This is a genomic window from Shigella sp. FC1544, from assembly GCF_001722145.1.
In the GTDB taxonomy this organism is placed as follows: Bacteria; Pseudomonadota; Gammaproteobacteria; order Enterobacterales; family Enterobacteriaceae; genus Escherichia; species Escherichia coli.
On sequence record NZ_MECT01000587.1, the window covers coordinates 1 to 14,620 of the forward strand.

14 protein-coding genes and 1 pseudogene are annotated in these 14,620 nt (G+C 51.3%); 10 read left to right on the forward strand and 5 right to left on the reverse strand.

Annotation, left to right across the window (positions count from 1 at the left end):
* Window positions 1–177 precede the first annotated feature (177 nt).
* Both BGK49_RS30010 and ybhA read left to right on the forward strand, forming a co-directional pair.
* Entirely contained in the window at window positions 178–705 is a 528-nt protein-coding gene (locus BGK49_RS30010) for a tyrosine-type recombinase/integrase (RefSeq protein WP_000830962.1), read from the forward strand.
* Window positions 706–940: 235 nt separating this feature from the next.
* Window positions 941–1,759: a bifunctional pyridoxal phosphate/fructose-1,6-bisphosphate phosphatase gene (gene ybhA, locus BGK49_RS24040; RefSeq protein WP_005040312.1), complete on the forward strand. Its 819-nt coding sequence runs from the start codon at window positions 941–943 to the stop codon at window positions 1,757–1,759.
* On the opposite strand, the gene modC is transcribed toward ybhA, so the two are convergent.
* The 4 genes and pseudogenes from modC to acrZ all read right to left on the reverse strand — a co-directional run bounded on the left by modC (window position 1,760) and on the right by acrZ (window position 4,597).
* Window positions 1,760–2,818: a molybdenum ABC transporter ATP-binding protein ModC gene (gene modC, locus BGK49_RS24045; RefSeq protein WP_069375839.1), complete on the reverse strand. Its 1,059-nt coding sequence runs from the start codon at window positions 2,816–2,818 to the stop codon at window positions 1,760–1,762. It abuts the gene before it with no gap.
* A gap of 2 nt (window positions 2,819–2,820) precedes the next feature.
* Window positions 2,821–3,510 (reverse strand): molybdate ABC transporter permease subunit, encoded by a 690-nt coding sequence (gene modB / locus BGK49_RS24050; RefSeq protein ID WP_000604034.1) that lies wholly within the window; start codon window positions 3,508–3,510, stop codon window positions 2,821–2,823.
* Window positions 3,510–4,282: pseudogene (modA, locus tag BGK49_RS24055) on the reverse strand (molybdate ABC transporter substrate-binding protein). Before modA ends, modB begins: the two are co-directional and overlap by 1 nt.
* A 165-nt stretch (window positions 4,283–4,447) precedes the next feature.
* A complete protein-coding gene (acrZ, locus tag BGK49_RS24060) occupies window positions 4,448–4,597 on the reverse strand; it encodes a multidrug efflux pump accessory protein AcrZ (protein WP_000891515.1) in 150 nt (49 codons plus the stop codon).
* Window positions 4,598–4,725: 128 nt separating this feature from the next.
* On the opposite strand from acrZ, the gene modE reads away from it, so the two are divergent.
* From modE to gpmA, 7 genes are all read left to right on the forward strand, one after another.
* A complete protein-coding gene (gene modE, locus BGK49_RS24065) occupies window positions 4,726–5,514 on the forward strand; it encodes a molybdenum-dependent transcriptional regulator (RefSeq protein ID WP_001147440.1) in 789 nt (262 codons plus the stop codon).
* A gap of 67 nt (window positions 5,515–5,581) precedes the next feature.
* Window positions 5,582–7,054, forward strand: coding sequence for a molybdate ABC transporter ATP-binding protein ModF (gene modF, locus BGK49_RS24070; RefSeq protein ID WP_000096885.1), 1,473 nt, complete (start codon window positions 5,582–5,584; stop codon window positions 7,052–7,054).
* A 260-nt stretch (window positions 7,055–7,314) separates the two neighbouring features.
* Entirely contained in the window at window positions 7,315–8,331 is a 1,017-nt protein-coding gene (galE, locus tag BGK49_RS24075; RefSeq protein WP_001265437.1) for a UDP-glucose 4-epimerase GalE, read from the forward strand.
* A gap of 9 nt (window positions 8,332–8,340) precedes the next feature.
* On the forward strand, window positions 8,341–9,387 hold the full coding sequence (gene galT / locus BGK49_RS24080; RefSeq protein ID WP_000191538.1) for a galactose-1-phosphate uridylyltransferase: 1,047 nt from the start codon (window positions 8,341–8,343) through the stop codon (window positions 9,385–9,387).
* Between the two features lie 3 nt (window positions 9,388–9,390).
* Window positions 9,391–10,539, forward strand: coding sequence for a galactokinase (galK, locus tag BGK49_RS24085; RefSeq protein WP_000053437.1), 1,149 nt, complete (start codon window positions 9,391–9,393; stop codon window positions 10,537–10,539).
* A complete protein-coding gene (gene galM, locus BGK49_RS24090) occupies window positions 10,533–11,573 on the forward strand; it encodes a galactose-1-epimerase (RefSeq protein ID WP_000931389.1) in 1,041 nt (346 codons plus the stop codon). Before galK ends, galM begins: the two co-directional genes overlap by 7 nt.
* Window positions 11,574–11,774: 201 nt before the next feature.
* A complete protein-coding gene (gene gpmA, locus BGK49_RS24095; protein WP_001295305.1) occupies window positions 11,775–12,527 on the forward strand; it encodes a 2,3-diphosphoglycerate-dependent phosphoglycerate mutase in 753 nt (250 codons plus the stop codon).
* Window positions 12,528–12,684: 157 nt separating this feature from the next.
* On the opposite strand, the gene aroG is transcribed toward gpmA, so the two are convergent.
* Window positions 12,685–13,737, reverse strand: coding sequence for a 3-deoxy-7-phosphoheptulonate synthase AroG (gene aroG / locus BGK49_RS24100; RefSeq protein WP_001109196.1), 1,053 nt, complete (start codon window positions 13,735–13,737; stop codon window positions 12,685–12,687).
* A 315-nt stretch (window positions 13,738–14,052) separates the two neighbouring features.
* Between aroG and BGK49_RS24110 the strand changes: the two genes are divergently transcribed.
* Complete coding sequence (locus BGK49_RS24110) at window positions 14,053–14,433, forward strand: YbgS-like family protein (protein ID WP_000784361.1); 381 nt, start codon at window positions 14,053–14,055, stop codon at window positions 14,431–14,433.
* The last annotated feature ends 187 nt before the right edge of the window (window positions 14,434–14,620 follow it).

Below are 14,620 nucleotides of genomic sequence, written 5' to 3' on the forward strand. Positions count from 1 at the left end.
GACCGCACGAATATAACGGTGGGTTACCCCCAAACGAATCGGAAAATCGATACTGGAAAAACTCTAACTCGGTGGCCAGTTTTTGTTGACCACTTCACAGACATTTTTAAAACAGCTATAGCTTCTGGTCTTGCCGAAGAAGATCCAGCTTCTGCAACCAGGCCATTCAGAACTGAAGTGAAGCGCAGTCGACTGTTAATTGACGAGTATCTGTTAATCAGGAAAATAGCAGACGTCCAGAACGAATGGTTCGGCCTTTGCATGGATCTTGCACTGGTAACAGGACAGCGCGAAGGAGATCTGGCGGCTATGAGATGGGAGGATATAAGAGATGGCAGGCTATACGTGGAACAACAAAAAACAGGGGCAAAAATTCGCATTACTCTCCCCACCACGATTTCCAGATTGAATTTAACACTTACCGATGTACTGGATAACTTGAAAAAAATAAACGGTAAAAACGAAAAGTTACTCGGAGGGAAGACAGCCAGGACAATCGCAGCACAGTTCAGGATTGCCCGAGACACATCCGGATTGAAATGGGAAGGTGACCCACCGCCATTTCATGAAATCCGAAGTTTATCCGGTCGCCTGCACTCAGCAGAAAAAGGCAGTGATTTCACTCAGGCGCTCCTTGGACATCGTTCATCCAGCATGACGGATAAATACCGTGACGGACGAGGGAGGGAATGGAAAGACATTTAGAATTAATTTCGAATGATTTCGAAACACTACTTGTAATTAATTGATTATAAAGGATTAATTCCTAAGAGGCATTTGCTTCATGAATGCTCCTTTGCATTTAGCAACTGACTGTAACAGCTAAAATTAGTCGCTTTTGGCGGTGAATGCTGAATTAAAACGCAGAATTTTGTCCGATAGTGGTATCGGTGTACCATTCGCGCAGACGAAAATTCTTAACCTTAATCTGGAATACGCCATGACCACACGCGTGATTGCTCTCGACTTTGACGGCACCTTATTGACCCCGAAAAAGACCCTGCTTCCTTCATCGATAGAAGCCCTGGCCCGCGCTCGCGAAGCAGGCTATCAATTAATCATCGTCACAGGTCGCCATCACGTCGCTATTCATCCTTTTTATCAGGCGCTGGCGCTGGATACACCTGCTATTTGCTGTAATGGCACCTATTTGTATGATTATCATGCAAAAACCGTGCTGGAAGCGGACCCAATGCCCGTTAATAAAGCCCTGCAACTCATTGAGATGCTGAATGAACACCACATTCACGGTCTGATGTATGTGGATGATGCAATGGTCTATGAGCACCCGACCGGGCATGTCATTCGCACGTCTAACTGGGCGCAAACCCTGCCGCCGGAACAGCGTCCGACTTTCACACAAGTCGCTTCTCTGGCTGAAACGGCGCAACAAGTTAACGCCGTATGGAAGTTCGCCCTGACGCACGATGACATGCCGCAATTGCAGCATTTTGGTAAGCATGTCGAACATGAACTGGGACTGGAGTGTGAATGGTCCTGGCACGATCAGGTTGATATTGCACGCGGCGGCAACAGCAAAGGTAAACGTTTGACGAAATGGGTTGAGGCGCAAGGCTGGTCGATGGAAAACGTCGTGGCGTTCGGCGATAACTTTAATGATATCAGTATGCTGGAGGCCGCTGGTACAGGCGTGGCGATGGGCAACGCCGATGACGCGGTAAAAGCGCGCGCCAACATTGTGATTGGTGATAACACCACCGACAGCATTGCCCAGTTCATTTATAGCCACCTGATTTAATCAGGCGGTTATCGACACACTTTTAATTTGCGCGTACAGCCACAGGCCTGGTTTGATCGCCAGTTCATCCCTGGCCCACGGGCTGATACGCGCCCACAGCGTTTTACCGCCGACTTCCAGCTCCACTTCCTCCTGACCGTTGTCCTCATAACTATTAACAACTTTTGCCCGCAATACGTTACGAATGCTGGTTTGCTGCGGCGGTTGTAAAACCAGAGAAACATCGGAAGCCTGAATGCGGATACGTAGCGCAGCTTGCAGCGGTTCGTCCAGCTTATTGACCCACAAATGCTGATCGCCCAGCGCCAGCGCGGTCATCGCGTAATGCGGATGATGCTCAAGCACCGTCACTTTCATAATGCTACTTTGTTGCTCTTTCGGCAGCCACGGATTCATCACGCTACTACCCCAGACTTCTTCCAGTGCGCCAAAGGCTTTCACCTGACCGTTTTCCAGTACCATCACTCTGTCTGCCAGATGGAGGATCTCATCCAGCGAATGGCTGACATACAACATCGGGATGTTGATTTCCCGCGTCAGACGTTGCAGATAAGGCAACAGTTCGCGTTTACGCGGAATATCCAGTGACGCCAGCGGTTCATCCAGCAACAGCAATTCTGGTGCCGTCAGCAAAGCCCGCCCAATCGCTACGCGCTGTTTTTCGCCTCCGGACAGGCTGCCTGGTAAACGGTCAAGCAACGGTTCAATGCCTAAAAGCGCCACCAGCTTATCGAACTGATCGACCATGCTTTTCGCCATGCCGTAGCGCAGATTGCCACGCACTTTGTAATGCGGAAACAGCCGCGCATCCTGAAAAACATAGCCAACGCGACGCTTTTCTGGCGTCAGGCAGATACCTTTTTCGGCATCATTTAGTACCCGACCATTGAGGACAATCCTCCCTTTTTGCGGGCGCGTCAGTCCACTGATGGCGTTAATCAGCGAAGTTTTTCCGGCACCGGAGACGCCAAAGATAGCAGTGATGCCATTGGCGGGCAGCGTTTCATTAATAGTCAGGCAATGGTTGCCCAACGTCTGGGAAAAATTCAGTTCCAGCATGATTAGCGCCCCGCCCGTTCACGGCTGATTCTGGCCAGCCATTCTGAAATCAACAGGGAGATCATCGCCAGCGCAATAGAAATAATGCACAGTCTCGCCGCGCCACTTTCCCCGCCGGGGGTCTGGATCAGGGTATACATGGCAGAGGGAATGGTTCGCGTTTCGCCAGGAATGTTCGACACAAAGGTGATGGTTGCACCAAACTCACCGAGAGAACGAGCAAAAGCCAGTACCGTACCAACAATAATTCCCGGTAAGGTCAGCGGTAACGTGATAGTAAAGAAAACGCGCCAGCGCCCGGCACCTAGTGTTCTTGCGGCCTGTTCGAGTTTGACATCAACCCCTTCCAGCGCCAGACGAATTGCCCGCACCATCAGCGGAAACGACATGACGGCGGCAGCGAGAACCGCGCCGCGCCAGCTAAAGGCGAAGGTAATACCAAACCAGTCATACAGACGTTCACCGATAAATCCGCGCCGTCCCATCGAAACTAATAATAAGTAACCGACGACCACGGGCGGTAACACCAGCGGTAGATGCAGTACGCTGTCGAGCAGAGCTTTGCCCGGAAACGTGCAACGCACCAGTAACCAGGCAAAAAAGATCCCAAACGGCAGGCTAAACAGCACAGCCAGGGAAGAAACTTTCAGGCTTAATAAAACTGCCTGCCATTCTGGATCGGTCAGTATCATTACTTGGTTGTAAATCCGTAACGTTTAAAGATTTCCGCTGCCTGCGGTCCCTTCAGATAATCATAAAATGCTTTCACTGTCGCATTGTTATGCCCTTCCACAACAGCAACCGGATATTCCACTTTTTTATGTGAATCTTCCGGGAAGGTGGCAACCACTTTTACCCCTTTGCTGACAACTGCGTCAGAACCGTAAACAATGCCCAACGGCGCTTCATTGCGTTCGACCAACGCCAGCGCGCCACGAACATCTTCCGCCGGAGCCAATTTCGGGGAGAGCGTATCCCATGCGCCCAGTTTTTGCAGTGCTTCTTTTGCATAAATGCCAGCAGGGACATGTTCCGGATGGCAACCGCGAGGCGACCGCCATTCAGCAGCGAAGTCCAGTTAGTTGTGCTGTCGATGATGAAATCTTTCTGCTCGCTGGCTTTCGGTGCTACAACGACCAGGCTATTGCCGAGCAGTGTCTGGCGCGAAGCCGTATCGATCGCTTTTTTATCAACCGCATAATCCATCCATTTCTGATCGGCAGAGATAAACAGATCCGCAGGCGCTCCCGCTTCAATCTGACGGGCCAGAGTAGATGACGAAGCGAAAGAAGAAACCACATCCACGCCTTTTTCTTTTTTATACTGCGTAGCAATGTCCTGCATTGCGTTAGTCAGTGATGCGGCGGCGAACACCGTGATTTTCCCTTCATCTGCCAGTGTATTGCCAGCAACAGCGAAAGAGAGTGCCGCCCCGGCAAACAAGTTCAACCATTTACGAGCCATTGGTAACCCCTTAATGTAACGTTATATAGGTGACAATATAACGGCTAGCTCAGAATTTTCCCAGCAGTTATTGCTAACCTTTGTGAGGTAGATAAGAAAAAATATCGGCTGGAAAAGCAGGAAGTTGAGAAAAAGAAATGCCCGACTAAGTGGGCATTCAGGGAATCAATGATTTTGTCCGGGCTGGTCTTTTTTACCAACACCAGAAAAGATGTTGAATACTTCACCAAGACCGTAAATCAGACCCAGGATGATGGCCATCACGACAGGTACCATGATTACGGCGAATACCAGACTTTTTAATAACTCTAACATGGTCAACTCCAGATATAGTCATGAGACTATTCTAACCGCTAAGCACAGAAAAGCACTCCCCTTTTGTGCGGTCAGCTTTGCGTGGCGTTCGTTTTCCGTCACAATAAGACTTTTGCCAGGACATTGTTATGCAGGCCGAAATCCTTCTCACCCTTAAGCTCCAACAAAAATTATTCGCCGACCCGCGCCGGATTTCGCTACTAAAACACATTGCGCTTTCCGGTTCCATTAGCCAGGGAGCGAAAGATGCCGGTATCAGCTATAAAAGCGCCTGGGATGCCATTAACGAGATGAATCAGTTAAGCGAGCATATTCTGGTTGAGCGCGCAACAGGCGGTAAAGGTGGCGGCGGCGCAGTACTGACCCGCTATGGTCAGCGACTGATTCAGCTCTATGACTTACTGGCGCAAATCCAGCAAAAAGCCTTTGATGTGTTAAGTGACGATGACGCCCTGCCGCTGAACAGCCTGCTGGCCGCGATCTCACGTTTTTCACTGCAAACCAGCGCCCGTAACCAGTGGTTCGGTACCATCACCGCCCGCGATCATGATGACGTTCAACAGCATGTTGATGTCTTACTGGCTGACGGAAAAACACGCCTGAAAGTCGCAATTACCGCACAAAGCGGCGCACGTCTGGGGCTGGATGAAGGCAAAGAAGTGTTGATATTGCTAAAAGCGCCGTGGGTAGGCATTACTCAGGACGAAGCGGTCGCACAAAACGCCAACAACCAATTACCGGGTATTATTAGTCATATTGAGCGCGGCGCAGAGCAGTGCGAAGTATTAATGGCGCTACCCGACGGGCAAACACTGTGCGCCACAGTGCCGGTAAATGAAGCGACTTCTCTTCAGCAAGGGCAGAATGTCACGGCCTACTTTAATGCTGACAGCGTGATTATCGCCACGCTGTGCTAAGCGTGTTGACAATTTGTTATGAAACACGTATCCCTGTCAGTAATCGCTGCACAAAATGGGATATAAAATGTCATCGTTGCAAATTTTGCAAGGCACGTTTCGTCTTAGCGACACAAAAACGCTGCAATTGCCTCAGCTAACGTTAAACGCGGGTGATAGTTGGGCGTTTGTCGGTTCGAATGGAAGCGGGAAATCGGCCCTGGCCCGCGCGCTGGCGGGGGAACTTCCGCTTTTGAAAGGTGAACGGCAAAGCCAGTTTTCCCACATCACTCGTCTCTCCTTCGAGCAATTGCAAAAACTCGTCAGCGACGAATGGCAGCGGAATAACACCGATATGCTCGGCCCTGGCGAAGATGACACCGGACGCACTACGGCTGAGATCATTCAGGATGAAGTAAAGGATGCACCGCGTTGCATGCAACTGGCGCAGCAGTTCGGTATTACCGCCCTCCTCGACCGACGCTTTAAATACCTTTCCACTGGCGAGACGCGAAAAACCCTGCTGTGTCAGGCGCTGATGTCGGAGCCTGACTTGTTGATTCTTGATGAGCCGTTCGATGGCCTGGATGTTGCCTCACGTCAGCAGCTGGCTGAGCGACTCGTCTCGTTACATCAGTCCGGTATTACTCTGGTACTGGTGCTCAATCGCTTCGATGAGATCCCGGAGTTTGTCCAGTTTGCTGGCGTGCTGGCGGATTGCACGTTAGCGGAAACTGGCGCTAAAGAGGAACTGCTCCAACAAGCACTCGTCGCGCAACTGGCACATAGTGAACAGCTTGAAGGTGTGCAACTGCCGGAGCCGGATGAACCTTCAGCACGTCACGCCTTACCCGCCAACGAACCGCGCATTGTGCTGAACAATGGCGTGGTTTCTTATAACGATCGCCCCATTCTTAATAACCTTAGCTGGCAGGTGAATCCAGGTGAACACTGGCAAATTGTCGGGCCAAATGGTGCAGGAAAATCGACGTTATTAAGCCTGGTTACTGGCGATCATCCGCAAGGTTACAGCAACGATTTGACGCTTTTCGGACGACGTCGCGGCAGCGGCGAAACCATCTGGGATATCAAAAAGCATATCGGTTACGTCAGCAGTAGTTTGCATCTGGATTACCGGGTCAGCACTACCGTGCGTAATGTGATTCTTTCTGGCTATTTTGATTCGATTGGCATTTATCAGGCCGTTTCGGATCGCCAGCAAAAACTGGTGCAGCAGTGGCTGGATATTCTCGGCATTGATAAACGTACGGCTGACGCTCCGTTCCATAGTCTTTCCTGGGGACAGCAGCATCTGGCGCTGATCGTCCGCGCACTGGTGAAACATCCGACGTTGCTTATTCTCGATGAACCACTACAGGGGCTTGATCCGCTCAATCGCCAGCTTATCCGCCGTTTTGTTGATGTGCTGATTAGCGAAGGTGAAACGCAATTGTTGTTTGTTTCGCACCACGCTGAAGATGCGCCTGCCTGTATTACCCATCGCCTTGAGTTCGTGCCGGACGGTGGACTCTATCGCTATGTGCTGACAAAAATATATTGAGTCGGTAGTGCTGACCTTGCCGGAGGCGGCCTAAGCGCCCTCTCCGGCCAACGGTTCGACGCATGCAGGCATGAAACCGCTTCTTTTTTCAGATAAAAAGCGCAATCATTCATAAACCCTCTGTTTTATAATCACTTAATCGCGCATAAAAAACGGCTAAATTCTTGTGTAAACGATTCCACTAATTTATTCCATGTCACACTTTTCGCATCTTTGTTATGCTATGGTTATTTCATACCATAAGCCTAATGGAGCGAATTATGAGAGTTCTGGTTACCGGTGGTAGCGGTTACATTGGAAGTCATACCTGCGTGCAATTACTGCAAAACGGTCATGATGTCATCATTCTTGATAACCTCTGTAACAGTAAGCGCAGCGTACTGCCTGTTATCGAGCGTTTAGGCGGCAAACATCCAACGTTTGTTGAAGGCGATATTCGTAACGAAGCGTTGATGACCGAGATCCTGCACGATCACGCTATCGACACCGTGATCCACTTCGCCGGGCTGAAAGCCGTTGGCGAATCGGTACAAAAACCGCTGGAATATTACGACAACAATGTCAACGGTACTCTGCGCCTGATTAGCGCCATGCGCGCCGCTAACGTCAAAAACTTTATTTTTAGCTCCTCCGCCACCGTTTATGGCGATCAGCCCAAAATTCCATACGTTGAAAGCTTCCCGACCGGCACACCGCAAAGCCCTTACGGCAAAAGCAAGCTGATGGTGGAACAGATCCTCACCGATCTGCAAAAAGCCCAGCCGGACTGGAGCATTGCCCTGCTGCGCTACTTCAACCCGGTTGGCGCGCATCCGTCGGGCGATATGGGCGAAGATCCGCAAGGCATTCCGAATAACCTGATGCCATACATCGCCCAGGTTGCTGTAGGCCGTCGCGACTCGCTGGCGATTTTTGGTAACGATTATCCGACCGAAGATGGTACTGGCGTACGCGATTACATCCACGTAATGGATCTGGCGGACGGTCACGTCGTGGCGATGGAAAAACTGGCGAACAAGCCAGGCGTACACATCTACAACCTCGGCGCTGGCATAGGCAGCAGCGTGCTGGACGTGGTTAATGCCTTCAGCAAAGCCTGCGGCAAACCGGTTAACTATCATTTTGCACCGCGTCGCGAGGGCGACCTTCCGGCCTACTGGGCGGACGCCAGCAAAGCCGACCGTGAACTGAACTGGCGCGTAACGCGCACACTCGATGAAATGGCGCAGGACACCTGGCACTGGCAGTCACGCCATCCACAGGGATATCCCGATTAAGGAACGACCATGACGCAATTTAATCCCGTTGATCATCCACATCGCCGCTACAACCCGCTCACCGGGCAATGGATTCTGGTTTCACCGCACCGCGCTAAGCGCCCCTGGCAGGGGGCGCAGGAAACGCCAGCCAAACAGGTGTTACCTGCGCACGATCAAGATTGCTTCCTCTGCGCAGGTAATGTGCGGGTGACAGGCGATAAAAACCACGATTACACCGGGACTTACGTTTTCACTAATGACTTTGCGGCCTTGATGTCTGACACGCCAGATGCGCCAGAAAGCAACGATCCTTTGATGCGTTGCCAGAGCGCGCGCGGTACCAGCCGGGTGATCTGCTTTTCACCGGATCACAGTAAAACGTTGCCAGAACTGAGCGTTGCGGCATTGACGGAAATCGTCAAAACCTGGCAGGAGCAAACCGCAGAGCTGGGAAAAACGTACCCGTGGGTGCAGGTCTTTGAAAACAAAGGTGCGGCGATGGGCTGCTCTAACCCGCATCCGCACGGACAGATTTGGGCAAATAGCTTCCTGCCTAACGAAGCTGAGCGCGAAGACCGCCTGCAAAAAGAATATTTTGCCGAACAGAAATCACCAATGCTGGTGGATTATGTTCAGCGCGAGCTGGCAGACGGTAGCCGTACCGTTGTCGAAACCGAACACTGGTTAGCCGTTGTGCCTTACTGGGCTGCCTGGCCGTTCGAAACGCTACTGCTGCCCAAAGCCCACGTTTTGCGGATCACCGATTTGACCGACGCCCAGCGCAGCGATTTGGCGCTGGCGTTGAAAAAGCTGACCAGTCGTTATGACAACCTCTTCCAGTGCTCCTTCCCCTACTCTATGGGCTGGCACGGCGCACCATTTAATGGCGAAGAGAATCAACACTGGCAGCTGCACGCGCACTTTTATCCGCCTCTGCTGCGCTCCGCCACCGTACGTAAATTTATGGTTGGTTATGAAATGCTGGCAGAGACCCAGCGAGACCTGACCGCAGAACAGGCAGCAGAGCGTTTGCGCGCAGTCAGCGATATCCATTTTCGCGAATCCGGAGTGTAAGAAATGAGTCTGAAAGAAAAAACACAATCTCTGTTTGCCAACGCATTTGGCTACCCTGCCACTCACACCATTCAGGCGCCTGGCCGCGTGAATTTGATTGGTGAACACACGGACTACAACGACGGTTTCGTTCTGCCCTGCGCGATTGATTATCAAACCGTGATCAGCTGTGCACCACGCGATGACCGTAAAGTTCGCGTGATGGCAGCCGATTATGAAAATCAGCTCGACGAGTTTTCCCTCAATGCGCCCATTGTCGCGCATGAAAACTATCAATGGGCGAACTACGTTCGTGGCGTGGTGAAACATCTGCAACTGCGTAACAACAGCTTCGGCGGTGTGGACATGGTGATCAGCGGCAATGTGCCGCAGGGTGCCGGGTTAAGTTCTTCCGCTTCACTGGAAGTCGCGGTCGGAACCGTATTGCAGCAGCTTTATCATCTGCCGCTGGACGGCGCACAAATCGCGCTTAACGGTCAGGAAGCAGAAAACCAGTTTGTTGGCTGTAACTGCGGGATCATGGATCAGCTAATTTCCGCACTCGGCAAGAAAGATCATGCCTTGCTGATTGACTGTCGTTCACTGGGGACCAAAGCAGTTTCCATGCCGAAAGGTGTGGCTGTCGTCATCATCAACAGTAACTTCAAACGTACCCTGGTTGGCAGCGAATACAACACCCGTCGTGAACAGTGCGAAACCGGTGCGCGTTTCTTCCAGCAGCCAGCCCTGCGCGATGTTACCATTGAAGAGTTCAACGCTGTTGCACATGAGCTGGACCCAATCGTGGCGAAACGCGTGCGGCATATCCTGACTGAAAACGCCCGCACCGTTGAAGCTGCCAGCGCGCTGGAGCAGGGCGACCTGAAACGTATGGGCGAGTTGATGGCGGAGTCTCATGCCTCTATGCGCGATGATTTCGAAATCACCGTGCCGCAAATTGACACTCTGGTAGAAATCGTCAAAGCTGTGATTGGCGACAAAGGTGGCGTACGCATGACCGGCGGCGGATTTGGCGGCTGTATCGTCGCGTTGATCCCGGAAGAGCTGGTGCCTGCCGTACAGCAAGCTGTCGCTGAACAATATGAAGCAAAAACAGGTATTAAAGAGACTTTTTACGTTTGTAAACCATCACAAGGAGCAGGACAGTGCTGAACGAAACTCCCGCACTGGCACCCGATGGTCAGCCGTACCGACTGTTAACTTTGCGTAACAACGCAGGGATGGTAGTCACGCTGATGGACTGGGGTGCGACTTTACTTTCAGCCCGTATTCCGCTTTCCGATGGCAGCGTCCGCGAGGCGCTGCTCGGCTGTGCCAGCCCGGAATGCTATCAGGATCAGGCCGCGTTTCTGGGGGCCTCTATTGGCCGTTATGCCAACCGCATCGCCAATAGCCGTTATACCTTTGACGGTGAAACCGTGACCCTTTCGCCAAGTCAGGGCGTTAACCAGCTGCACGGCGGCCCGGAAGGGTTCGACAAACGTCGCTGGCAGATTGTGAACCAGAACGATCGTCAGGTGCTGTTTGCCCTGAGTTCAGATGATGGCGATCAGGGCTTCCCGGGTAATCTCGGCGCAACGGTGCAATATCGTCTGACCGACGATAACCGTATCTCCATTACTTATCGCGCCACAGTTGATAAACCTTGCCCGGTGAATATGACTAATCACGTCTATTTCAATCTTGACGGCGAGCAGTCTGACGTGCGCAATCACAAGTTGCAGATTCTGGCGGACGAATATCTGCCGGTTGATGAAGGCGGCATTCCGCACGACGGCCTGAAATCTGTCGCCGGAACGTCTTTTGATTTCCGCAGCGCCAAAATCATCGCCAGTGAGTTTCTTGCCGACGACGATCAGCGCAAAGTGAAAGGTTACGATCACGCATTCTTGTTACAGGCCAAAGGCGATGGCAAGAAAGTGGCGGCGCATGTCTGGTCAGCAGATGAAAAATTGCAGCTGAAGGTCTACACCACCGCTCCGGCTCTGCAATTCTACTCCGGCAACTTCCTCGGCGGCACACCGTCGCGGGGAACAGAACCTTACGCCGACTGGCAAGGGCTGGCGTTGGAAAGCGAGTTTCTGCCGGACAGCCCGAACCACCCTGAATGGCCGCAACCGGACTGCTTCCTGCGTCCTGGCGAAGAGTATTCCAGCCTGACGGAATATCAGTTTATTGCTGAGTAATGTTAAGCCCTCGTCATGAGGGCTTTATCTCATATTGTTCAAATCACCAGCAAACACCGACATATTTGCAACTCAATATTCACAACAACCTTACACTGCGCCACTATTTTCGCTATGGTTATGCGTAAGCATTGCTGTTGCTTCGTCGCGGCAATATAATGAGAATTATTATCATTAAAAGATGATTTGAGGAGTAAGTATATGGCTGTAACTAAGCTGGTTCTGGTTCGTCATGGCGAAAGTCAGTGGAACAAAGAAAACCGTTTCACCGGTTGGTACGACGTGGATCTGTCTGAGAAAGGCGTAAGCGAAGCAAAAGCAGCAGGTAAGCTGCTGAAAGAGGAAGGTTACAGCTTTGACTTTGCTTACACTTCTGTGCTGAAACGCGCTATCCATACCCTGTGGAATGTGCTGGACGAACTGGATCAGGCATGGCTGCCCGTTGAGAAATCCTGGAAACTGAACGAACGTCACTACGGTGCGTTGCAGGGTCTGAACAAAGCGGAAACTGCTGAAAAGTATGGCGACGAGCAGGTGAAACAGTGGCGTCGTGGTTTTGCAGTGACTCCGCCGGAACTGACTAAAGATGATGAGCGTTATCCGGGTCACGATCCGCGTTACGCGAAACTGAGCGAGAAAGAACTGCCGCTGACGGAAAGCCTGGCGCTGACCATTGACCGCGTGATCCCTTACTGGAATGAAACTATTCTACCGCGTATGAAGAGCGGTGAGCGCGTAATCATCGCCGCACACGGTAACTCCCTGCGTGCGCTGGTGAAATATCTTGATAACATGAGCGAAGAAGAGATTCTTGAGCTGAATATCCCGACTGGCGTGCCGCTGGTGTATGAGTTCGACGAGAATTTCAAACCGCTGAAACGCTATTATCTGGGTAATGCTGACGAGATCGCAGCGAAAGCAGCGGCGGTTGCAAACCAGGGTAAAGCGAAGTAAACGTCATTCGTTTAAAATGAGAAAGCCGACTGCAAGTGAGTCGGCTTTTTTGTTGCTAACAATGGAGCACATTGCCTGATGCGACGCTGCGCGACTTATCAGGCCTGTGGTGATTCATCGGATACGCCACTCTGACGGCGCATCCGACAATTAAACCTTACCCGCGACGCGCTTTTACTGCATTCGCCAGTTGACGTAACAGAGCATCGGTATCTTCCCAGCCGATGCAGGCATCGGTGATGCTCTTACCGTAGGCCAGCGGCTCCCCGCTCTCGAGGCTCTGATTGCCTTCCACCAGATGGCTTTCCACCATCACGCCAATAATGGCCTTTTCGCCACCGGCAATCTGCTGGCAAACGTCAGCACAAACATCCATCTGCTTTTTGAATTGTTTGGACGAGTTAGCATGGCTGAAATCGATCATCACCTGTGCTGGCAGGCCTGCTTTGTTCAGCCCTTCTTTCACTTCAGCAACGTGCTTCGCGCTGTAGTTAGGCTCTTTACCGCCGCGCAGAATGATATGGCAATCGCCGTTACCGCTGGTATTCACAATCGCCGAATGCCCCCATTTCGTTACGGACAGGAAGCAGTGCGGCGCACCGGCGGCATTAATGGCATCGATAGCCACTTTAATCGTACCGTCGGTGCCATTTTTGAAGCCGACTGGACAAGAAAGCCCTGATGCCAGTTCGCGGTGCACCTGCGATTCGGTGGTACGTGCGCCAATTGCGCCCCAGCTCATCAGGTCAGCGAGATATTGTGGGGTGATCATATCGAGAAACTCACCCGCCGCTGGCAGACCGCTGTCGTTAATATCAAGCAGCAATTTACGGGCTATACGAAGACCGTCGTTGATCTGGAAGCTGTTATCCATATGCGGATCGTTAATCAGCCCTTTCCAGCCCACCGTGGTACGCGGCTTTTCAAAATAGACGCGCATTACGATTTCCAGCTCATCTTTCAGCTCTTCACGCAGCGCCAGCAAGCGAGTGGCATACTCTTTAGCCGCGACAGGATCATGAATTGAGCACGGGCCAATCACCACCAACAGGCGATCATCATTACCTTTCAGGATCTTATGGATCGCTTTTCGGGCATGGGCAACCGTATTCGCGGCATTTTCAGTAGCGGGGAATTTTTCCAGCAATGCGACAGGAGGAAGTAACTCTTTGATTTCTTTGATGCGTAAATCGTCGTTCTGATAATTCATGTCTGTTCCAGTGTTGCCATACTTATCTTAGTGAATGCAATACTTCCAATCTATATCTTCCGTCAGAATGTGTAAACGGGGTTTTACATTATGAACGGATTAATCCTGGAATTAGCAAGAAAAACGCCAGATTGTCGCGAAAAACGAGATCTCTCCTACAATTTCTAACTGTAACTCCTTTGTTTGTTAATTATTTCAAGATTCTCTGCTGCGTTTCATAAACTGGCTGAAATCTTAAACCAATGCCTTATATTCACCTGCAAATGCACTGTTGGAAGAGGTTATCCGACATAACGACCATAACAGGAGCATCCTATGAAAATGACAAAACTGGCCACATTATTTCTGACTGCCACTCTAAGCCTTGCCAGCGGTGCCGCACTGGCTGCCGATAGCGGAGCGCAAACTAATAACGGCCAGGCAAACGCCGCAACTGATGCGGGCCAGGTAGCCCCTGACGCCCGTGAAAATGTCGCGCCAAATAACGTCGACAATAACGGGGTAAATACCGGTTCTGGCGGCACAATGCTGCATTCGGATGGTTCTTCAATGAACAATGACGGAATGACCAAAGATGAAGAGCACAAGAACACCATGTGCAAAGATGGTCGATGTCCGGATATCAATAAAAAGGTACAAACCGGTGATGGCATCAATAATGATGTCGATACCAAAACCGACGGTACCACGCAGTAACCCTGCAAAATAGCCAATAATGGGAGAGCGGAGTCTCTCCCTTTTAATTTTTCACTTCTAAAAGCAGTATGATGTCATAAAGTTAAGTGTAAGCGTGCAGCAAGAACCGTATTGACGGGGATGTGTTATTCAGTCGGCAGTGCTACGCGCCAGGGGAGCAGTTCGCCGACCCGGTTTATCGGCCAGT

Excerpts from the sequence above, each read along its gene's own strand:
- modE (WP_001147440.1), top strand. The coding sequence starts at position 4,726 with ATGCAGGCCGAAATCCTTCTCACCCTTAAGCTCCAACAAAAATTATTC.
- BGK49_RS24110 (WP_000784361.1), top strand. The coding sequence starts at position 14,053 with ATGAAAATGACAAAACTGGCCACATTATTTCTGACTGCCACTCTAAGC.
- gpmA (WP_001295305.1), top strand. The coding sequence starts at position 11,775 with ATGGCTGTAACTAAGCTGGTTCTGGTTCGTCATGGCGAAAGTCAGTGG.
- aroG (WP_001109196.1), bottom strand. The coding sequence starts at position 13,737 with ATGAATTATCAGAACGACGATTTACGCATCAAAGAAATCAAAGAGTTA.
- modC (WP_069375839.1), bottom strand. The coding sequence starts at position 2,818 with ATGCTGGAACTGAATTTTTCCCAGACGTTGGGCAACCATTGCCTGACT.
- galK (WP_000053437.1), top strand. The coding sequence starts at position 9,391 with ATGAGTCTGAAAGAAAAAACACAATCTCTGTTTGCCAACGCATTTGGC.
- galE (WP_001265437.1), top strand. The coding sequence starts at position 7,315 with ATGAGAGTTCTGGTTACCGGTGGTAGCGGTTACATTGGAAGTCATACC.
- galT (WP_000191538.1), top strand. The coding sequence starts at position 8,341 with ATGACGCAATTTAATCCCGTTGATCATCCACATCGCCGCTACAACCCG.
- acrZ (WP_000891515.1), bottom strand. The coding sequence starts at position 4,597 with ATGTTAGAGTTATTAAAAAGTCTGGTATTCGCCGTAATCATGGTACCT.
- modF (WP_000096885.1), top strand. The coding sequence starts at position 5,582 with ATGTCATCGTTGCAAATTTTGCAAGGCACGTTTCGTCTTAGCGACACA.
- ybhA (WP_005040312.1), top strand. The coding sequence starts at position 941 with ATGACCACACGCGTGATTGCTCTCGACTTTGACGGCACCTTATTGACC.
- modB (WP_000604034.1), bottom strand. The coding sequence starts at position 3,510 with ATGATACTGACCGATCCAGAATGGCAGGCAGTTTTATTAAGCCTGAAA.